This window comes from Arthrobacter glycogeni, from assembly GCF_054510815.1.
The window spans coordinates 332,553-351,964 of sequence record NZ_JBTNDV010000001.1 but is presented as its reverse complement, the minus strand read 5'-3'; the positions used below and the strand labels follow the sequence as shown (position 1 = coordinate 351,964).

19 protein-coding genes are annotated in these 19,412 nt (G+C 65.1%); 8 read left to right on the top strand and 11 right to left on the bottom strand.

The features are described 5' to 3' along the window. Nucleotides 1–53: 53 nt before the first annotated feature. Both ACX80G_RS01555 and ACX80G_RS01550 read right to left on the bottom strand, forming a co-directional pair. Complete coding sequence (locus ACX80G_RS01555) at nucleotides 54–3,599, bottom strand: TM0106 family RecB-like putative nuclease (RefSeq protein WP_459305214.1); 3,546 nt, start codon at nucleotides 3,597–3,599, stop codon at nucleotides 54–56. Between the two features lie 56 nt (nucleotides 3,600–3,655). Beyond that, nucleotides 3,656–4,141 (bottom strand): MarR family winged helix-turn-helix transcriptional regulator, encoded by a 486-nt coding sequence (locus ACX80G_RS01550; RefSeq protein WP_459305213.1) that lies wholly within the window; start codon nucleotides 4,139–4,141, stop codon nucleotides 3,656–3,658. Nucleotides 4,142–4,186: 45 nt separating this feature from the next. Here ACX80G_RS01550 and ACX80G_RS01545 point away from each other — a divergent pair, with 45 nt between their 5' ends. The 4 genes from ACX80G_RS01545 to ACX80G_RS01530 all read left to right on the top strand — a co-directional run bounded on the left by ACX80G_RS01545 (nucleotide 4,187) and on the right by ACX80G_RS01530 (nucleotide 6,406). Further along, nucleotides 4,187–5,110 (top strand): EamA family transporter, encoded by a 924-nt coding sequence (locus tag ACX80G_RS01545; protein WP_459305212.1) that lies wholly within the window; start codon nucleotides 4,187–4,189, stop codon nucleotides 5,108–5,110. A gap of 79 nt (nucleotides 5,111–5,189) precedes the next feature. Then, the gene (locus ACX80G_RS01540; RefSeq protein WP_459305211.1) at nucleotides 5,190–5,648 is read left to right on the top strand and encodes a DUF3817 domain-containing protein; all 459 of its coding nucleotides are present in this window, start codon (nucleotides 5,190–5,192) and stop codon (nucleotides 5,646–5,648) included. Between the two features lie 45 nt (nucleotides 5,649–5,693). After that, nucleotides 5,694–5,999 (top strand): hypothetical protein, encoded by a 306-nt coding sequence (locus tag ACX80G_RS01535; RefSeq protein WP_459305210.1) that lies wholly within the window; start codon nucleotides 5,694–5,696, stop codon nucleotides 5,997–5,999. Beyond that, on the top strand, nucleotides 5,996–6,406 hold the full coding sequence (locus ACX80G_RS01530) for a 2-polyprenylphenol hydroxylase (protein WP_459305209.1): 411 nt from the start codon (nucleotides 5,996–5,998) through the stop codon (nucleotides 6,404–6,406). The genes ACX80G_RS01535 and ACX80G_RS01530 overlap by 4 nt, the downstream gene beginning before the upstream one ends. On the opposite strand, the gene ACX80G_RS01525 is transcribed toward ACX80G_RS01530, so the two are convergent. The 3 genes from ACX80G_RS01525 to ACX80G_RS01515 form a co-directional block, all read right to left on the bottom strand. Then, nucleotides 6,403–7,044, bottom strand: a complete 642-nt coding sequence (locus ACX80G_RS01525) for an MBL fold metallo-hydrolase (RefSeq protein ID WP_459305208.1) — start codon at nucleotides 7,042–7,044, stop codon at nucleotides 6,403–6,405. The genes ACX80G_RS01530 and ACX80G_RS01525 overlap by 4 nt on opposite strands. A 96-nt stretch (nucleotides 7,045–7,140) precedes the next feature. Beyond that, the gene (locus tag ACX80G_RS01520; protein ID WP_459305207.1) at nucleotides 7,141–8,202 is read right to left on the bottom strand and encodes a LacI family DNA-binding transcriptional regulator; all 1,062 of its coding nucleotides are present in this window, start codon (nucleotides 8,200–8,202) and stop codon (nucleotides 7,141–7,143) included. Continuing rightward, nucleotides 8,184–9,890 carry a glycoside hydrolase family 13 protein gene (locus tag ACX80G_RS01515; protein WP_459305206.1) on the bottom strand — a complete coding sequence of 569 codons (1,707 nt, stop codon included), beginning with the start codon at nucleotides 9,888–9,890 and terminating at the stop codon, nucleotides 8,184–8,186. Before ACX80G_RS01515 ends, ACX80G_RS01520 begins: the two co-directional genes overlap by 19 nt. 294 nt (nucleotides 9,891–10,184) lie before the next feature. Here ACX80G_RS01515 and ACX80G_RS01510 point away from each other — a divergent pair, with 294 nt between their 5' ends. Continuing rightward, entirely contained in the window at nucleotides 10,185–10,730 is a 546-nt protein-coding gene (locus ACX80G_RS01510) for a sugar ABC transporter substrate-binding protein (RefSeq protein ID WP_459305205.1), read from the top strand. A gap of 13 nt (nucleotides 10,731–10,743) precedes the next feature. On the opposite strand, the gene ACX80G_RS01505 is transcribed toward ACX80G_RS01510, so the two are convergent. Together ACX80G_RS01505 and ACX80G_RS01500 are read right to left on the bottom strand one after the other, a co-directional pair. Further along, nucleotides 10,744–13,554: an FAD-binding and (Fe-S)-binding domain-containing protein gene (locus ACX80G_RS01505; RefSeq protein WP_459305204.1), complete on the bottom strand. Its 2,811-nt coding sequence runs from the start codon at nucleotides 13,552–13,554 to the stop codon at nucleotides 10,744–10,746. A 17-nt stretch (nucleotides 13,555–13,571) separates the two neighbouring features. Then, nucleotides 13,572–14,723: a glycerol dehydrogenase gene (locus tag ACX80G_RS01500; protein ID WP_459305203.1), complete on the bottom strand. Its 1,152-nt coding sequence runs from the start codon at nucleotides 14,721–14,723 to the stop codon at nucleotides 13,572–13,574. Between the two features lie 166 nt (nucleotides 14,724–14,889). Between ACX80G_RS01500 and ACX80G_RS01495 the strand changes: the two genes are divergently transcribed. The 3 genes from ACX80G_RS01495 (at nucleotide 14,890) to ACX80G_RS01485 (ending at nucleotide 16,513) form a co-directional block, all read left to right on the top strand. Next, the gene (locus ACX80G_RS01495) at nucleotides 14,890–15,210 is read left to right on the top strand and encodes a putative quinol monooxygenase (protein ID WP_459305202.1); all 321 of its coding nucleotides are present in this window, start codon (nucleotides 14,890–14,892) and stop codon (nucleotides 15,208–15,210) included. Between the two features lie 89 nt (nucleotides 15,211–15,299). Continuing rightward, on the top strand, nucleotides 15,300–16,094 hold the full coding sequence (locus ACX80G_RS01490) for an IclR family transcriptional regulator (protein ID WP_459305201.1): 795 nt from the start codon (nucleotides 15,300–15,302) through the stop codon (nucleotides 16,092–16,094). 20 nt (nucleotides 16,095–16,114) lie between these two features. Beyond that, entirely contained in the window at nucleotides 16,115–16,513 is a 399-nt protein-coding gene (locus ACX80G_RS01485; protein ID WP_459305200.1) for a hypothetical protein, read from the top strand. Nucleotides 16,514–16,525: 12 nt separating this feature from the next. Here the strand turns inward: ACX80G_RS01485 and ACX80G_RS01480 are convergent, their stop codons facing one another. From ACX80G_RS01480 to ACX80G_RS01465, 4 genes are read right to left on the bottom strand one after another with little or no spacing between them, the layout of a single operon-like run. Further along, entirely contained in the window at nucleotides 16,526–16,723 is a 198-nt protein-coding gene (locus tag ACX80G_RS01480; protein ID WP_459305199.1) for a hypothetical protein, read from the bottom strand. After that, the gene (locus ACX80G_RS01475; protein ID WP_459305198.1) at nucleotides 16,720–17,187 is read right to left on the bottom strand and encodes a hypothetical protein; all 468 of its coding nucleotides are present in this window, start codon (nucleotides 17,185–17,187) and stop codon (nucleotides 16,720–16,722) included. The genes ACX80G_RS01480 and ACX80G_RS01475 overlap by 4 nt, the downstream gene beginning before the upstream one ends. Before the next feature lie 42 nt (nucleotides 17,188–17,229). After that, the gene (locus ACX80G_RS01470; protein ID WP_459305197.1) at nucleotides 17,230–18,813 is read right to left on the bottom strand and encodes a GMC family oxidoreductase; all 1,584 of its coding nucleotides are present in this window, start codon (nucleotides 18,811–18,813) and stop codon (nucleotides 17,230–17,232) included. Continuing rightward, on the bottom strand, nucleotides 18,810–19,412 hold the full coding sequence (locus ACX80G_RS01465; protein ID WP_459305196.1) for a gluconate 2-dehydrogenase subunit 3 family protein: 603 nt from the start codon (nucleotides 19,410–19,412) through the stop codon (nucleotides 18,810–18,812). Before ACX80G_RS01465 ends, ACX80G_RS01470 begins: the two co-directional genes overlap by 4 nt.

Here is a 19,412-nt window from a genome sequence, read left to right as displayed (position 1 = left end):
AACCCACTACGCTGCCTCCCCCCAACGGACGGGGGCTTGGTCGCCAGCCCTGGCTAGAGCGAACCATCCGTCCCCGCCATGCACAACCCGACAAAGGCTCCCAACTCCTCGAACTGTTCCGGCCGGGGCGGTAAATGGTGGGTGAGCAATGGCGAACGGATGATGACTGCCCGCCATTGCCCTCGCGACACTGCAACATTGACCCGGTTGCGGTTGAGGAGGAATCCGACCCCCCGGGGAGCCTCGACCGCCGAGGAGCAGGCCATCGAAACGATCACCACCGGAGCTTCCTGACCCTGAAACTTGTCGACGGTTCCCACCCTCACGCCCTTCAGCCCAGCCATCTTAAGGCGGGTCTGGATTTCCTGCACCTGGGCGTTGTAGGCAGCCACGACCAGTAGGTCGTCGGACTCCAGCGGGCGAGGACGCTCGCCCGTGCCACCCGCCCATTGAAGACCGAGATACGCTGTCACCTGGGCGACCACCTCCGCGGCTTCCTCGGGCGACGAGGTGGTATTGCCGGCATGCTCCACCATGATGCACTCAACCCCTGCCGGTGGTCCCGCAAGGAAGCGCTGGGCGGCTGCAGGCGCCGACTCGAGCTTTCCGTCGTAGGACAGCCGGGACACGACTGCGCAGAGGTCGGGGTGCATCCGCCAGCTATCGGCCAGAAAGTAGCCGAGCTCTGGGGGAAGGGTCGCGTGACCCGCCGAGAGCCAGCCCAGCGCTGAGGTATCCACTGGTTCGGGGTGGGTTCCCTGGGTCACCTGCGGCAGCTGCTGCGGATCGCCCAGCAGCAGGAGGCGCGTGGCTGCCCGCGACACCGCGAGGGTGTTCGCCAGCGAGTACTGTCCTGCCTCGTCGATGACCAGCAGATCCAGGGAGCCGGCTGGGACCTTGCTGCCCGTCATCGTCCAGGCGGTCCCGCCGACCAGCGCTCCGCCTGGGGAAACGAGGAGCGCCGCAACGCCATCGTCGGTGGTGTGGGCCCACGGTGTCTGGGGATCTTTGGTCTTCTTCGCGGTGCGGTCAGCCGGGACACCGGCCGCGAGTGCCTGCCGGATCAGGTGCTCGACCACCTTGTGGGATTGGCCCACCACTCCTACTTTCCAGCCGCGGGCCACCAGCGCGGAGATGACGTGTGAGCCGACGTAGGTCTTGCCGGTCCCCGGCGGGCCCTGCACGGCCAGATAGCTGTGGTCCAGCGCGGTGACGGCGGCGGTGATGGCGGTGACGTAGTCGCCGTCGACCACCACCGGCAGGGACCCCACACCAGAGAGCCTGGGGTTGGCCCGGCGCAGCACCTCCAGCCCCGGGCTGCGGGGCAGGTCGGGCACCACTGACCCCACCTGGTGGGCCAACTCGGCCAACGCGGCGCGGATACTCTTCGTCGCGATCGGCTGATCGGGGGTCAGCGCGATGGGCGGTTCGCTATACACGGCACCCTTGGTCCTGAGCTTCTCGCGGATCACCAGCACGTCCAGGACGCCGTCGTGGTCCCGGGAGACTACCTCGGTGCCGAACCAACCGGCCCTGAATGAGGTCTCCGTCCCGGCTTCGGCAGCGAGGTCGTCCGGGAACGGCCGGTCATACAGGCGAAACAGGGTTTTCCCCGGCTCGAAGTCGGATCCCTCGGACGCCACGCCCGTCAATCGGAGTGTGCGGACCGGGTTGGTTCGAGAGGTGGGCTTTTCCCAGTCATCGAGAACCTCGGCCCCCTGCACCACAAAGACGTTGCGGGTATCCGGCCAGTCCTCGATCGCCGTGTCCAGCCGGTCGAAATGCTCCCACCAGAACTGCTTGTCTTCGCGGCGGTGATAGCCGACAGCTGCGGCGACCATCGCCACGGCCTGCTCATCAGCGGTCAGCTCGCGGGTCAGGGGGAGACCGTCAAGGTACGCCAGAAGTCGGGTCTCCTCGGGGGGTGGCTCCTGCAGTTCTGTCGGGGCATCCTGCCGGGGGCCGGGAGCGGCTGTGACGCCCCGTTCGGCGGCCCGGTCGAGCAGCCAGTCGCGGAGCCGGAGAGTCGAGAGGCAGTCGTACTCGTTATAGTCGCGGATTCCGGCGAGGATCTCAGCGGCGAGGACTTCATTACCGGAATCCCTGGCAGTGCAGTAGTCGGCGTAGGCAACCACTGAGGCTCCGGCGTCCATAACATCCCCGCTGCGCAGATGTTCACCCATATAGAGGGGTTCGAGCTTCTTGATGCTGTAGGAACGCTCGGAAATCCTCAGGCTGTGGCGCACCGTCTCATACAGGTCCACGAGGACGCCTTCCCGAAGCAGGGCGTCCACCGCATCCTCGCCGACCACGTGGGCCAGCGACAGGTTGCGCAGCGCAGTCTTCTCATAGGAGGCGTAGTGGTAGATGTGCAGGTTGGGGTACCGGGCCCGGCGGTCGGCGACGTACTTAAGAAAGTCAGTGAAGGCGTGGCGCTCCTCGAGGCGGGAGTGCGCCCATAACGGCAGGAACGGGGGAGGGTCGCCGGGGCGGTCTGGGTTCTCGACGACGCCGAACAGATACTCAAGACCCCATCTGCCGGCACTGTCCTGCCACAACGGATCGCCCTCGAAATCGAAGAAGATGTCCCCCTGGCTGGGCGCAGGGAGGGTGGCCAACGTGTGGTCGGGGAGAACTCGGTAGCTCAACGTGGTCGGCAGGCCCTCCTTGCCGGTGTAGACCACGCTGCCGTCGGGGTGGGCTGTGCCGGTCTGCATCCGCGCCTGATCTCCCAACCGAAGCAGGCTCTTGTTATTGATGGGAACGTCGAGGGCGGCCAATTGGTCAATGGTGCGAATGCCGTCCTGGTGGAGCTTTGCCCGGCGGGTGGTGCTCATTCCTGCGACCAGCAGCAGGTCCCGGGTTTCGACGACCTTCAGCTGGCAGTAGTTGCAGCGGCCGCACTCGGTGTGGCCAGCACGTCCCCACCGCACCGGTTCGGGCTGGCTGCGGTGCTTGTCGACCAGGCGCAGGAACCGTGCGCGGCGCTCGCGGAAGATGGGCAGAATGTCGGAGAGACTGTGGATGCTGTGCGCTCCGTTGCCCAGCACCAGCGTGACCTCGGGCGCCGTCGGGATGCCAGCCGCCAGCAATTGGTCACCGTAGGCAGCGAGTTGCAACAGGGCGCTTACCTTCGCGTGGCGGGCCAGTTTCGTGTCCCAGACCGCGTACTGTCCCTCAGTGGTTTTCACCAGGAAGTCGGATCTGCCGTGGAACTGGCCGTCGAAGAACGCCGCCTGGAAGACGACGTCGGCCCCCGACCTCAGCGCAGCAATCGATTCCCGATGCTTGTCCACCAAAAGGGTGCGGTGCATTCCCACGGCGGGGACGACGTCGTACACCCCAGTCTGGGTGTCAGGATTCCAGGGGCCGTGCTCAGCAATGAGGGCGTCGAACACGTTGCGTTCATGGACATCGCCGAGGACGGCGGTGCGCTCCAGGATGGCGTCGACGTCGAACACCGGCCGGGTGGAACGGCCCAGCTTCTCGTCGAGAGCGGAAAGCAGCCGGTACTCGCATTCGGCGGCAGTGACCAGGTCGGTGGCGGAAAAGACCAGGTCCGGCGGCCCACCGGGAAGGGTGGGGTCGAGAAGAAACACTGTGCCTCCCAGCAGCTGCAACCTTTGAGCGGTTTGCGGTATCAGGACTGTTTCAGCTAACCACGTGCCGCTGAGAGTTTGGTCAGTAGCACGGCGAGGGCGTCCCGCTCATCGGATGATAGGGCGGAGAGGATCCGCTGTTCGGTCGCCAGGTGCTCGGGGAGGGCAGCGTCGATCAGTTTAAGGCCGTCGGGGGTAAGTGCTACCTGCTTGCCGCGTCCGTCGCCGGGGTCCTTGGCGCGGGTGATCAGCCGGCGTTCCTCAAGTCGGTTGAGGCGCTGGGCAATGGCGCTGGAGGTCACCATCGAACTGGCGGTGAGTTCGCGAGGGGTCAGAGCATAGGGCTGACCGGACCGGCGTAGGGTAGCGAGGACGTCGAAGCTTGCGGCGTCCAGCCCATGGTTGAGGAAGGTCTGCCCAAGCTCCCGGTCGATTTGCCGGGACAACCGGGATAGCCGCCCGATAACCCCCATGGGGGAAGCATCGAGGTCGGGCCGTTCGGCATTCCATTGCCTGAGGATGCGGTCAACGTGATCGATCATGAACCAAGCCTAGACACTCGCTAAGCACTTAGCTAAACTAGCTAAGTGCTTAGCAATCGAATGATCCTGGGAATGACAGCTTTCGCTCCCGCCATCTGGGGGACAACGTATCTGGTGACCGCCGAGTATCTGCCACCCGACCGTCCACACCTCGCTGCGGTGCTGCGGGCGCTGCCCGCGGGGCTGGTCCTGCTGCTCTTGATCCGCCGGTTGCCGCAGGGTAGTTGGTGGTGGAAGGCCGCAGCCCTCGGGGTGCTCAACATTGGCGCGTTTTTCGCGCTGCTGTTCATCGCCTACCGGCTTCCCGGCGGTGTGGCCGCCACAATGGGAGCCATCCAGCCGCTCGTCGTCGCCGTCCTTGCCTCGGTGGTCGTTTCGGAGCGGCTCACCGCGCGGAAAATAGTCGCGGGCATGGCCGGCATCCTCGGGGTGGCCCTGATGGTCCTGTCCGCCGAGGCCAAACTCGACCCGATCGGCGTCGCCGCGGCGCTTCTGGGCACCGCCTCCATGGGCACCGGGGTTGTCCTGCTGAAGAGGTGGGGGCAACCCGCGTCGCCTCTGACACTGACAGCGTGGCAACTCGTCGCTGGCGGCTTGTTCCTGATGCCGTTGGCATGGCTGGTCGAAGGGCCGCCGCCCGCAGTGCTGACCCCAGCGAATATTGCTGGCTACCTCTACCTCATGAGTATCGGTACGGTCGTCGCCTATTTCCTCTGGTTTCGCGGACTGAGCCGGCTCCCGGCGTCGACCGCCTCATTTTTCGGCTCGCTCAGTCCTTTGACGGCGACGTTGTGCGGCTGGGTCTTCCTGAGCCAAACCCTCTCGGTTGGCCAGCTGGCCGGGGCAGTCATCATTATCGCCACGCTGATCACGGTGGCCCGGTCAACCGGCAGCCGTGATCCGGTGGGAAGGGGAGACCCAACAGCGACGGGCTTGCGGCGGCTACCCACACCAAAGGTACAGATGTGACGTGTCCAACGCCGGATGGGTGCGGGCGGGTGCAACGCCCTGCGGTAATTTGGAAGGACCGACCATTCTGGAGAGACGCATGAGCCCCCGCATCCTGTTCCGCACCGTCGCCGTCGCCGAGGCACTGACCTGGGCCTTCCTGCTCTTGGCCATGTTCCTCAAGTACGCGACCCAAACAACCGAGTCGCTGATCTCACCAGCTGGCGGAATCCACGGTTTTGTTTTCCTGGTGTTTGTGATGGTCACGATCTTCGTCTGGGTGAACCAGCGCTGGTCCTTCAAACTTGGTGTTGTGGGCCTGCTCTCGGCTGTTGTTCCTCTTGCCTCGGTCGTGTTCGACCGGTCAATGGAACGCCGCCGGAAGCTCGACGGCGGGTGGCGGCTCGCCCCGGGCGCCGCCACCCCGCGCGGCCCGGCCGAGCAACTGCAGGCCTGGGTGCTGCGCAAGCCCCTGCTGGCTGCGGTGGTGTCGGTCGCGGCGGTCGCCGTGGTCTTCGCGGCACTGTTGGTCGTAGGTCCGCCGGTCCCAAACAGCTAGTAGGTTGGTACCCTTAGCCAGCTACGCAGACCAAAGGATGAACCTATGTCCCAGAACTACCCCGGACAGCCCTCCCACTACGGGCCAACGCACACCATGCATTCCCAGGGTGCGATGCAAGGGCAGAAGCACGCCCAGCTGTCTCTGGTGTTTGGGATCATCGGACTGTTCTTTTTCGGCATTGTCTTCGGACCTCTGGCCATCATCCAGGCCAGCAGAGCCGAAAAATTCAATCAGGCGGCCACCATCGGCAAGGTGCTCGGGTGGATTTCGACCATCTGGGCGGTCCTCCTGATCGTAGGATTCTTCCTGTTCTTCGGGGCGCTATTCGGGCTGCAGGCTAGCCAGTGACCACCCAGACGCCCGACGACGACCGGTTCTTCCTGCATGAAGGCAGGAAATGGCGCCGCGCCGATCCCACCCTGCCCGACGACGTCGCCAAGCAGCTGCTATCCCAGCTGGGCCGCGCCCGCTCGGCCGTCAACAAGCACCGCAAGGCCAAACAGGAACCCAAGGTGAAGGAGGCGCGTCGCCGCGTGCAGATCGCCAAGGAAGGCCTCGGCGAGCGGGGCACACCCTGGTGGGAGCAATCACCCGCCGAACGGCAGACGCGCTGGGAAAAAGCCATTACGGCCCTCGATGAGCTCAGGTCTCACGAGGATCCAGCGAAGGACGGCGCCGCACCCCAAAACGCCGCACCAGGGGATTCCTCGCCCAAGGACTCTGCACCCGGGGCTTCTGCACCCAAAGACTCCTAGCGGATCCCGGTCTTCGCTGGCGGGTTGTGCCCGGCGCAGATCCACCGCACACCACCGCCGGCGATCCTGGCCCGCAGCAGATCCTCGGTCTGCCGGGCCTGCGCTGGATCGCTGATGGTCAGCCGGTAGAACTGCCTGAGCTCACCGGCCGCCGACACTGCCACCGCATCGCCGGAAAAGAGCACCGCACCGAACTGGAACGCCATGTGCCCGGGGGTGTGGCCCGGCGTGGGAAACGCTGTGAGACCCTCGGCTACGGTTTGTTCGCCGGTCAGCTCAACGACCCCCGCCGGGTACCCGGTCGGGAAGACCCGGGCGAGGAAACGCCGGAAACGGGTGGGTTGAGGAACGTCCCCGCGCAGGATGGCGGCGTCGGCAGCGCCGAGCCAGACCGGGACCCCAAGCGTCTGTTGCAGTTGCTTTGCCACCCGCGTGTGGTCGGCGTCGTAGTGGGTCAGGAGGATATGGGTGACCGGACCAATCACAGGCTCCGCATCGCGCAGTTCGGTGAGCAGGGCATCGTAGCCGCCCGGCATGCCCGGGTCGATCACGGCGGTGAACCCGGGGCCGCTCACCAGATAGCCGTTCGACCCCCTGGACTTTTCAAGCTGGTAGCAGTTTTCGGCTATGAGGCGCACTGTGGTTTCTCCTGGCGGTTGGTGTAGCGGCACCGGCAGCGGATCCTGGCAGCATATTCCGCCACCGGCACCGGCACCGGTACTGGTACTGGAAGCCTACCGGCGGGCTGCCTCCTGCGGCGGAGCGGTGGAGGAGCGGACGATGAAGTCGAGCGGCAGTGGATCGTCTGGCATGTCGGCGGTGTCTCCTGAAAGTTGCTGCAGAATCCAGGCGACAGCTTTGGCACCCTGATCGTGAGTGTGCTGGTCAATTGTCGTCAGACCAAAAGACTCGCCGTTCGGGTGGCCGTCAATGCTGACGACGGATAGCTCGGCTGGAACCCTAATGTTCAGTTCACGTGCCGCGAGGATTGCTCCCATAGCCATTTCGTCGGAGGCGCTGAAGATACCAGTGGGACGGTTGCGGGGTTCGGCCAGCAGATTCTTTGTCTGCTGATAGGCATCATTGAGGGTGAAATCAGCGATCAGGGAGTAGTCGGGGTCGGCGGGGATCCCTGCGGCCTGTAGGGCGTCGAGGTAGCCGGCGCGACGGTCGGTGGAGGGCTTGAATTGGCGCCCGTGTTCATGGACGCCGCCCAGGTGCGCGATTCGGCGATGCCCCAGACCGATGAGGTGATCGGTGGCACGGCGACCCGCGGCATGTTCGTCGATGTAGATCGAATCCACGCCAGCGATGCGCCCGCCAATGCCGACCAGGGGGATGCCTGCCGAGAACAATTGTTCGGTCTCGTGGTCGTTGAGATGCAGCGAGACGGCAATGGCAGCGTCGAGTCGTTTCCGGAGCAGGAAGTCAGTGAGTACGGTTTCGCGGTACTGATCTCCCTCGAAGTTGTAGAGCGACAGGTCATACCCGGCCTCGATCATTGCTCCGGCTGCCCCTTCGAGAACGGCGGAGAAATACCAGCGGTCAATGTAGGGCAGGACGATACCGATGGTGCGGCTGCGACCGGTCGCCAGACTTGATGCGTGGTAGGACATGACGAAACCCAGATCGCGGGCTGCCTGCTGCACCCGTGTCCGGGCCTTGGTCGACACCTGGCCGTTGCCGCTGAGCGCCCGGGAAACAGTCGCCGTGGACACACCCGCAAGGGCCGCTACGTCCTTGATGCGGGGCGGGCCCACGTCGGCTCTGCCGCGGGTTAGTCCAGGTGAAGCCATATGCATTCCTCCGAGGACAGCATACGGGAGGAGTCGGCGGCCGGGTTGGAGCGCAAAAGGATGGGTAGATCCGGGATCTCAAGGTCCGTAGGGCTCATATTGAGCAGGACGAGGACAGAGTTGTTGACATATCCAAGGCAACCCTCAGCGAAGTAGTCCTCTGCCCAGGCGAGCGACCCCGAGCCCAGCTGGTGCAGCCGGCGTTGAGCAAGCGCATTTTTGTACAGGGAAAGGACAGACCGAGGGTCCTTCTGCTGGGCCTCCCGGGACAGTTCGGCCCACCCCTCCGGCTGGGGGAGCCATGATTCCCCGGTATGGCTATATCCGAGGGAAGCCCCTTCAGTAGTCCAGGGCAAAGGCACCCGGCAGCCATCGCGGCCGAGCCTGTTTCCTTCGGTGCGGTGATAGGACGGATCTTGTCTGAAGTGATGAGGCATTTCCGTATGATCAGGGAGTCCCAGCTCCTCACCCTGATAGAGATAGACCCCGCCGGGTAGTCCGAGCATAAACGCCGATGCGGCAGTAGCCCGCCGTAATCCCAGCCGGTGGTCCGGTTGCTCGTCGTCGGGTCCGATGCCGTCGCCCTGCCGCCCCGCTTCTGTGGGGCCCTGACCGAGGCGGGTGGGATGCCGGACGACGTCGTGGTTTGACAGTACCCAGGTGGTTGGAGCGGCGACCCGGTCGAAAGCTTCCAGGGACGCGGTGATGATACGGCGCAGTTCAGTGGAATCCCAGGGCGCCGCGAGGTAGGAGAAGTTGAAGGTCTGGTGCATCTGGTCTTCGCGCACCCAATCGGCGAGCCTACTCAACGGGTCGACGCTGGCTTCGGCACACAGGATACGTTCGCCGTCGTACTCACCGAGAATCGACCGCCAGCGACGAAAAATGTCGTGGATTGCGGGCTGCCCGAACATGGGCGCTTCAGTGAAGGGGAATCCCGGGGTGCTGCCCCCGTCGGCCCGCCCGCCCCAGTCGGGTAATCCATCGGCCTTGATCAGTGCGTGGGCAACATCCACACGGAATCCCGCGACGCCTCGGTCCAGCCAGAAGCGGAGGATGCGTTCGAACTCATCGTGCACTGCCTGGTTGTCCCAGTTGAAATCCGGCTGGGAAGAATCGAACAGGTGCAGGTACCACTGGCCGGGACGCCCATCAGCTTCCACGACCTGCGTCCACGCCGGTCCGCCGAAGTGGGATTGCCAGTTGTTGGGAGGGAGTGTGCCCCCCTCGCCGCGGCCGTCCCGGAAGATGAAGACCTCGCGTTCAGGGCTGCCGGGTGCTGCCGCCAGGGCGTTCTTGAACAGCTGGTGTTCCTGGGAGCAGTGATTGGGAACGAGGTCGATGATGACGCGGAGGCCATGCGACGTCGCTTTGGTCACCAGGGCGTCAAAGTCTTCAAGGGTCCCGAAGATGGGGTCCACATCGCAATAGTCGCTGACGTCGTACCCACCATCGAGCTGCGGGGAGCAGTAGAAGGGTGATAGCCACAGCGCATCGATATCCAGCTCAGCAAGCTGGCCCAGTTCGGCGGTGATGCCCTTGAGGTCTCCGATGCCGTCACCGTTGAGGTCCCGAAACGACCGTGGGTACAGCTGGTAGATCACGGAGGAACGCCACCACTGCTGAACGTCGTCCCTTTCATGGAGAGGGGAGAGCTGGAGCTGATCGGTGATTGAACTTGAAAGCATGTCGACAATCTTAGGCCCGAAAGAACCCTCAATGGAACCGGTTGCGCAAATGACGACTCAGACAATGAATTCGCTACTGCACCATCGGTAGGTATTGCACGTCAGAACTGTAATCGCTTACAGTTCCGACCCATCACACGCTTTCGCAGGTTTACGGCTTCCACCCACTCCTTCGGATACGTTTCCTCCGGGTGTTCCGCCCCATCGGCCCCTACCTCATCCGCTTCCGGTGCGGCGTCCACTGAAGACGCACCGGCCGCAACGGGTGCCCCCGACCGCGGAGATGCGGACCTGGTGATCTGGGCCAATGGGCCATTCGTGCAGGCGATGCAGCCGATTGCGGACCAGTTCGGCGAGGAAAACGGCATCACCGTCGAGGTACAGACGGTGGCGACTGACCTGCAGACCAACTTCGTGGCTGCAAACGCCTCAGGGAATGGGCCGGACATTGTGGTCGGCGCGCATGACTGGATCGGCAATCTGGTGCAGAACAACTCGATCGACCCGGTGCAGATCAGCGCGGATCAGAAAGAGGCACTGATTCCTATCGCAGCCGAAGCCGTCACCTACAACGGGCAGACCTACGGGATGCCCTACTCCATTGAGTCGCTGGTACTGACCCGCAACACCGATCTGGCACCCGATGCGCCCTCAAGTGTGGAAGAGCTGCTGAGCATCGGCCAGGCTGCCGTCGACGCGGGAACCGCGGACAGGGCATTGAACCTGCAGAACAACCTTGGCATCTTCGCTGCGGGATCCGTGATGATCGCGGTGCTGCTGCTGTTCCTCTACCTCCAGCGGTTCATCGTCGGCGGGCTGACCTCCGGGTCGGTCAAGTAGCGGCACCAGAGGCCTACCGGCGGGTCGCCTCCGCCAGCAGTTCAAGGACATGCCGATAGTCCTCGCCAGTGGCTCGGGTCATCCCCAGTTCGCAGGTGCGGTTGCAGGAGGCGTGGGCGGAGGCGTCGAAGGTTGCGACGTCGGCGGCCTGCCGGTGGGTGGCCGAGGCGGTGAGCTCAGGGTGGAGCATCCCGCGGTCACCGGCGAAGGCGCAGCAACCCCAGTTTTCCGGAATCAGGACCTCTACCGCGACGGCGTTGGCCACCGCCTCCAGTGCTGGGTTGAGCCCCAACCGGGTTGACGAGCAGGTGGGATGCAGGGCCAGCGAGTCGAGTTGCCCGACCACACCCAGCAACGGCAGGACCCGCTCCGCCACGAACTGCACGGCATCCATCACCACCAGCGGCCGACGGCCGGTCGCTTCCAGCTCTCCGGAGGCCTCCCCGAGTGCGCCGATCAGCCCTTCGGTGCAGGAGGAGGCGTCGCAGACGATCGGGAGTTCGCCGTCGCGGGTGGCCTCCCGCAGCGCCGCGACGGTCTTCGCCCGCATCGTCGCCTCACCGGCAGCCATGCCCTTCGACGACCACGGCGTCCCACAGCATAGCCCGTCAATCCCGGTCGGCACCAGCAGCGAAAGCCCTGCGCGCTCGCAGAGCAGCGCGAAACTGTCCTGTACTCCCGAACCGTTCCCCGCGGGGCCGAACATCGCCCCCACACACGCCGGGAAGTACACGGCGTCGGGTGCCGCAGCGGGAGTCTGCCGTGCCCGGGCAGCCCCGCCCGACGGTAGATCCGAGGAATACAAGGGCACTGTGTCGTCGCCAAGGACGGTCCGCGCCAGTTTATTGGCTGGGACGACGACGGCGCTCGGAACCTTCGCGGCGGCGTCGAGCACCAGCCCGGCACCGCGGGTGACGAGCTTCCACCGGTGTGCGGCGCCCGCCCAGGCCAGGTTCTCCGCCCGCCCGGCGTCGTCGCGGCGCAGCCGTTTGACCAGGGACCCCGTGTTGATTTCGACGGGGCACGCGGTCTGGCACATGCCGTCGACGGCGCAGGTCTGTACCGACTCGTAGTCGTAGTCACTCTCGAGCTGTGCCGCCAACCCGGTGTCCCCGTCGAGCCGTGCCTGCTCAATGGCACGCAGGGTCACAATGCGCTGGCGTGGGGTGAGGGTGATGTCCTTGCTGGGGCAGACGGGCTCGCAGAACCCGCAGGAGACGCAACGATCCACCTCGGGAGCCACCAGTGGGGTGGTCTTGATGTGCCGGAGGTGGGCCTGCGGGTCGTCGTCGAGGATGATTCCCGGGTTCAGCATGCCGGCCGGATCGAACACCTGCTTGAGCTCCCGCATGATCGAGTACAGCTCATCGCCGTACTGCCGACGGACGTAGGGCGACATCATGCGGCCGGTTCCGTGCTCGGCCTTCAGCGACCCATTCTCGCCCAGTACCAGGTCCACCATGTCCTCGGTAAACGCCCGGTACCGTTCCAGCTCGTCAGGGGCCGCGAACCGATCAGTGAGCATGAAATGGATGTTCCCGTCTTTGGCGTGCCCGAAGATCACGCTGTTGCTGTACCGGTGTCTGTCGAACAGCCGGGTCAGCTCGGTGCAGGTGCGGGCCAGCGCCGGGACGGGCACCACCACATCCTCCAGGAGGGCCGTGGTGCCCGGCGGTCTGGCCCCGGACACCGAGGCATAGAGGCCCTTGCGTAGCTGCCACAGGCTGGCCCGGGTCGCCGGGTCGGTACTGAACCGGGTTGGCCCGCTCAAACCGAGGCCGCCCAGCAGCTCCTGGCTGCCGCCCTGCAAACCGTCAAGTTCCGCCGCCGAGCCCGCCGAGTATTCGACCAGCAGCGCCGCCTGGTCCTGGACCGTGAGCGAGCGGACGACGTCGGGGGTCCCCGTCAGGGTTTGTCCCACCTTCAGCGAGACGGCGTCCATCAGCTCGGCAGTCGCCGCTCCGGAGTCGACCAGGGCTGGCAGGGCCGCAGCGGCAGTCTCAAGATCGGGGAACACCAGCAGGCCGGTGGTCGCGAACGCGGGACGGGGAATGGTGCGAAATACTGCTTCGGCGATGAACCCGAGGGTACCTTCACTGCCCACGATCAGGTGGGCGAGCATGTCGGCGGGGGTGTCGAAGTCCAGCAACGCGTTCAGGCCGTACCCCATCGTGTTCTTCATGGAGAACTGGTGCTGCACCGTCCGCACCGACGACGGGTTGTCCCGCAGCCGCCGGGACAACCGCAGCAGACCGTCATGGAGATCGGGTTCGAGGGCACGCAGCCTGGCATCTGCGTCGGCGGCCCCGGTGTCGATCACGGTCCCGCTGGGTAGCACCACTGTCACCGATTCGAGGGTCCGGTAGGCGTTGTCGGTGGTGCCGCAGTTCATCCCCGAGGAGTTGTTGGCCACCACCCCGCCGATGGTGCACGCCGCTTCGCTCGCAGGGTCGGGCCCAAACTTCCGCCCGTACCGGGCCAGCCGGGCGTTCAGGGCCCTGACGGTGACGCCCGGCTGCACGCGCACCCGGGAGCCGCCGTCGAGCACCTCGATCTCACGGAAGTTCCGGCGCACGTCAACCAGCACGCTGTCGGTGACGGACTGACCGCTGAGGCTGGTGCCACCGGCCCGGAGAGTCAGTGGAATGCCCTGCGCCGCGCTGGCCTGCAGCAGGCGCCCCACCTCGGCGGCGTTGGACGGAACCACCACTGCCTGCGGGATGAGCAGGAAGTGCGAGGCATCGTGGGCGTTGGCATGCAGGTCGATGGCGCGGGTTTTGACCTGCGCAGGGTCGGCGACTGCCGAGCGCAGGGCATCGATCACCCGCGCCGCCCCGGTAGTCAGTGCTTCGCCCTGTACTGCACGGGTTCGGGCAGCCCAGCCCGGCTACGGATTCCGGCGGAGAGCCGCTCGATCGATTTCAGGGCGCTCGTCAGATCGTCGACGCCCACCGGGAAGGGCATATTGTGGATGGTTTCGCCCGGTACCGTGGCGGCTTCGGCTACCCGCCGGAGGTCCTCGTCGTCGTCGGGGGACAAGCCCACCTCCGTCAACGTGTTCGGCAGGCCCACCCGGGTGGTGAACTCGACAAAGTCCCTGATGTCGGCGCTGGGCGCACCCTCCAGGACCAGCTGGGTGAGGGAGCCGATGTTGACCTTCTGGCCGTGCGCCAGTCCGTGGGTCTGGGCGGCGGCGGTCAGGCCGTTGTGGATGGCGTGGGCGGCGGCCAGCCCGCCGGACTCGAATCCCAGCCCGGAGAGCAGCGTGTTGGCTTCCACTACCTTCTCCAGCGCGGGGGTGACCACGTTGTCGCGGACAGCGTCGAGCGCTGGGAGTGCGTTTTCCCAGAGCACGTCCCAGGACAGCCGGGCGAGGGCCGTGCCGGTCAGGGTGGGCAGGCCGCCCGCCATGGTGGCGGCAAAGGCCTGGCTGGTGGCACGGGCTTCCAACCAGGTGGCCAGGGCGTCGCCCACTCCTGCGGCAAGGAACGACGCCGGCGCATTGGCCACCAGCTGGGTGTCCACCAGGACCAGGTCAGGGTTGCGGGGGAAGAAGCGGTACTCCTCGAAGACGCCGTCGTCGGTGTAAATCACTGACAGGGCGGACGTGGGTGCGTCGGTGGAGGCGACGGTGGGTACGGTGACCCACCGGATCCCTGACGCGAATCCCGAGGCTTTGACGGCGTCGATGGTGCTGCCGCCGCCCACCGCCACAATCACGTCCGCCTGGTGTTCGGTGATGAGCCCGGTCAACCGGTTGACCTCGTTGGCGCTGGGAACACCGCCGAACCCCACCCGGGTGGTGGGCAGGCCAGCGGCAGTGAGGGAGGCTTCGACGTCGTGTGCGACGAAACCCCAGACCAGATCGTCGGCCACGATGAGCGGCTTGCTGCCCAGCGGCGTCAGGAACTCGCCAACCCGATGAATGGCCCCTTTTCCCTGGACATACCGGGCCGGGCTGATCATGGTGCGGACCTGCAGAGGATGACTCATCTCAATCTCCTTCGATAGAGGGCTGTTCCAATGTCAGCGTAGGCGTGTGCGGGGTGGATGACGCCGGGCATTCTCACGAGGCGAGAACCGGAGTTGGAGGCTGCGGTGATTAACGGCAGACTGCTGGAAACACCGCTTCATCCCCACCACCCAAGGCAGGCGCGCAGTGATCTTCATCGTCGTCAAATTCAACGTCAAACCCGACTGGACGGACCGCTGGCTCGACCTTACCCGCGACTTCACCGAGTCCACCCGGCAGGAGGCGGGAAACCTGTGGTTTGACTGGTCACGCAGCGTTGAGAACCCCAACGAGTTCGTTCTGGTCGAAGCGTTCCAGGACGATGCCGCCGGTGATCACGTCAACAGTGAGCACTTCCAGCAGGCCATGAAGGACATGCCGCAGGCGTTGGTGGAGACCCCGCAGATCATCAGCGAGAAGATCTCCTCGGACGGTTGGGGGCGCATGGGTGAGCTGACCGTCGAATAGCCGGGTGTCCCCGCTATTGCGGGGCGTGTTTGGCACAGGCCTGGCCCAGGTGTTTGGCATTGGGTTGACCGACCGGCGAAGATGGGGTCATGGGACGCAATGATGCCCTTACCGGCATGGCTTCGGTGCAGAAGGCTTTCGCGCTGCTCGACGTCGTCGCGGCCGACGAGCGTGGCCTGTCGGCCAAAGAAGTCGCCGCCGCCCTGGACATGCCGCTGCCCAGCGTGTATCGGCTCCTGAAAACCCTTGTCGAGTCACGGCATCTGGTCCATCTCAAGGATGAGAGTAGGTACGCGCTCGGCTACAAGTTGCACGCCCTGGATGCCTCCCTGCACCGGCAGGTCGGGACGCCGTCCGCAGTGGCCCGGCTGGTGCTCGAACTACATTCACGGGGCGACGCCGCCGCCTACTACGCGGTGCACCGCGGCGATCATATTGTGGTGGCGCACGTGGTGGACTCCCCGGCCCGACGGCGCATCACCCCGATGGGCTTCGGGTTCAACGACGCAGCGCACGCGACGGCGTTCGGGAAGATCCTGCTGGCCGGCATGGACCCGGCACAGCGCCGGGTGTTCCTGGGCAGGCATGGTCTGCCGGCCATGACCGACAACACCATCAGCACCTTGGAAGACCTGGAGCTGGAACTGGACCGGGTCAGAGAAGGCGGGATTGCCGTCGAGCGCGAGGAATTCATGATCGGATCTTCCTGTCTGGGCGCCCCGGTGCGGAATGCTGCCGGTCAGATTGTCGGATCCGTTGCCGTCTCGCTCGACGCAGCAGAGTTCGATCAGCGGTCCGCGCGGATCGCCGTGCTGCTGCGTGATACGGCCGACAAGGTGGGCCGGGCGCTTCGGGCCACGTCGGTGTTGCCGCAGCGTCAATAAATACTCGATAGCATCAAACTATGGAGAACCAGTCTCAGTTGTGGGGTGTGATTACTGAGGTACTGACGTGGGTGGGGCTCGTGCCGGGGATTCTGCTGATCCTGACCGCCTGGATTATCCGCACCTCGCAGCTCGGCTGGACCGCCACGCACGCGGTTGTTTTCGTGACCGGTGAAGGCATCGGCTACCGCTGGCACGACCAGGACTATGAGATCCGCGAGGCCCTGTTTTCCTTCAGGGAGGGCAAGGACCTGGTGCCGGGGACCGAATTCACCATCTACTACAACCGGCGCGATCCGGGACTGTACTCGCTGACCGAACCGGTGCCGCCGGCCCATGCTTTCAGGATCCTGGGCTGGGTGCTCACCGGGATCGGTGTGGCGGCTGCGGTGGTGGGGTTTGTGCTGATCTTCGTGTGATGCTCGCGCAACCTAGGGCTTCAGCCGGGAGGCAACTGTGGCGCGGACTGTCTCGGCTTCGGCCAACACCCGGGCGCTGGGGAGGGAGGCAACCATGATGGTTTCACCGCGCGACGGCAGCACCACGAGGTAGTTGCCAGATTTGATGTCGCGGGTAATGAGGTCGGACCCGATCACGCCTGGCCTGGCCGCCAGCTTTGGTCGTTTCAATAGCCCGGTGTTCGATTTATTGAAAAGTACTTTTTCAGCCATTCCTTCAACCCCTTTCGTCTAGTTCCAGTATCCGCTGCTGTCGGCTCGGTGTACACAATCCGCGCTGAGTTGTCCGGTTCGAGGGCTTCTCGATCGATCAGGGTGTCCTGAACCGTTTTTGCCACCAAATCCACAAGGATTTCGTCCTCGTCTCCGCAGAGATCGCTGATGGCTAGATGGTTCAGGACCGCCAAGCCGACCCGTTGCGTGCCCGGGTCGGCGTCCATCGCCTCATCGATCGCCCATTGGGTGCGTTTCCACCAGAGGTCTCTCCGGTCCGCCGTCCGACGCTGAGCCAGTGCGATCCACGCGACGGTGCCAGCGATTACTGCCGCCACGACCGTCGCTAGTGGCGCCCCGGCAGCAACGATCAGCAGCCAGTCCGGCACCACCGACGGGGTCGCTGCCGGGGCAGGGAACATTGTGCCTCCAGGCTACGCAGCGGACCAGAAGACCCTAGGGTCCTACAGGGCCGACGTCGCCAGCTGCTCCGCGATGTACTCCGCCTGCCGGATCGCCAGTGCCACGATGGTGAGCGTCGGATTCGCCGCCGCCCCCGTGGTGAACTGCGACCCGTCCGACACGAAGAGGTTCTTCACATCGTGGGTCTGTCCCCACTGGTTAACGACGCCGTCTTCCGGACGCTCACTCATCCTCGCGGTTCCCATGTTGTGGGTCGCGGGGTACGGCGGGGTGTGGTGTGAGGAAAGCGCGCCCACCGCCTCGTAGAGCAGCGACGCCTGCTGGTAACCGTGGTTGCGCATCGCCGTGTCGTTGGCGTGGTCGTCGAAGTGCACGTTCGGGACGGGCAGGCCGAGCCGATCTTTCACGCTGGTGTTCAGGGTGACCCGGTTGGTTTCCTGTGGCATGTCCTCGCCGACAATCCACAGACCCGCCGTGTTCTCGTAGTCGTCGAGCAGCGACGCGAAGTTCGGGCCCCAGGCTCCGGGGTCCGCGAAGCTGGCCAGGAACGCTGGCCCCAGCGCAATGGTCTCCAGGTAGTAGCCGCCGGAGAAACCACGGTCGACGTCGTGCCGGGACTCATCAGCCACCAGGCCGGCCATCGTCTCCCCGCGGTACATGTGGACCGGTTTGTCGAACTTTGCGTACACCGAACCGGTGGTGTGGCGCATGTAGTTCCGGCCCAGCTGGCCGGACGAGTTGGCTAACCCATCCGGGAACATGGGGGACCCGGAGAGCAGCAGCAGCCGCGGCGTCTCGATCGAGTTCCCTGCCACCGCCACGAGGCGGGCCTTCTGGCGTTGGAGGTTCCCGGCGTCGTCAATGTACATGACGCTGTCCACAGTGCCCTCGGGGGTGTGGGTGATCTGTACGGCGTGGCAGTTGGGCCGGAGATCGAGCTTGCCGGTGCGCAGCGCCTTGGGGATCTCGGAGACGAGGGTTGACCATTTGGCCTTGCTCTTGTCGCCCTGGAAGTTGAAGCCGTCCTGGACGGAGGCGGGCCGGCCGTCGTAGGGCTCCGCGTTGGTGCCGTACGGGCCGGTGGCGTAGTGCCGGTACCCGATGCGCTCGGCCCCCGCAGCAAGTACCTTGTAGTTGTTGTTGGCGGGCAGTGCCGGCCGGCCGTGGCGGTGGGTGCTGCCGATCTTCTGTTCGGCCTTGTCGTAGTACGGTGCCAGGTCCTCAAGGGTGATGGGCCAGTCCAGCAGGTTGGCGCCGTCGATCCGCCCGTAGGTGCTGCGGGTCTTGAACTCGTGCGCCTTGAACCGCGGGGTGGCGCCGGACCAGTGGGTGGTGGTGCCGCCCACTGCTTTCACAATCCAGGCGGGCAGGTTGGGAAAGTCGCGGGCGATCCGCCAGCTGCCCGACGTCGTCCGCGGGTCGAGCCAGGCCATCTGGTTGAACGACTCCCACTCGTGGTTGATGTATTCGTCGTTGGTGATGTGGCCGCCTGCCTCGAGGACCACTACCTTGATGCCCTTCTCGGTGAGTTCATGGGCGAGGGTCCCGCCGCCCGCGCCGGAGCCGATGATGACGACTACCGAGTCGTCGTCGAGGCCGAAGTGTGCCGATGTTTCGGTGCTCATATGGTTCGTGCTCCTTCAACTTTGTTCTGACCCTTGAAGAGGTCCTCGACCGGCTCTTCAGCCGTGCTGTCTGAGGCTTCCTGCACCCGCTGGGGTGCCTGCTGAGAAATGTCGTAGCCGAGCGGGCCGATCTCGGTGAGCGGTTCGTCGGCTTCCTCGATCCTGGGGCTGGGTAGCCAGTCCAGGTCGTCGAATCCGCGGTGCAGGTAGCCGCCCTTGGAGAAGGATTCCCCTTCGTAGCCGAAGACCCCCCACACCTCGGGGTCGTCGTAGAAGTTCAAGACCGTGGTCCGCCGGATGAAGCCAAAAAACTCCAGATCGGCGATGCGCTGCAGTACGGCCAGGGCGCGGTCGTCGGAGAGGTCTAGGAAATTCTCGCCGCCCTGCTGGTTCAGGGTCAGCAGGCCCTGGGTCAGGGCCACCCTGAACCAGGTGGACTCGTTGGATTCGGTGATGATCTTGTCGGCCATGCGCTCATAGGGTCCGTCCGGAATCTTCGGGTGCGGGAAGGCCACCCTGATGATCCGGACCAGGATCCGGCGGGCCTCCTCAGTGAGCTGGAGCTCGTTGAGGGTCGAGTATTTCGCGGGATACGCCAT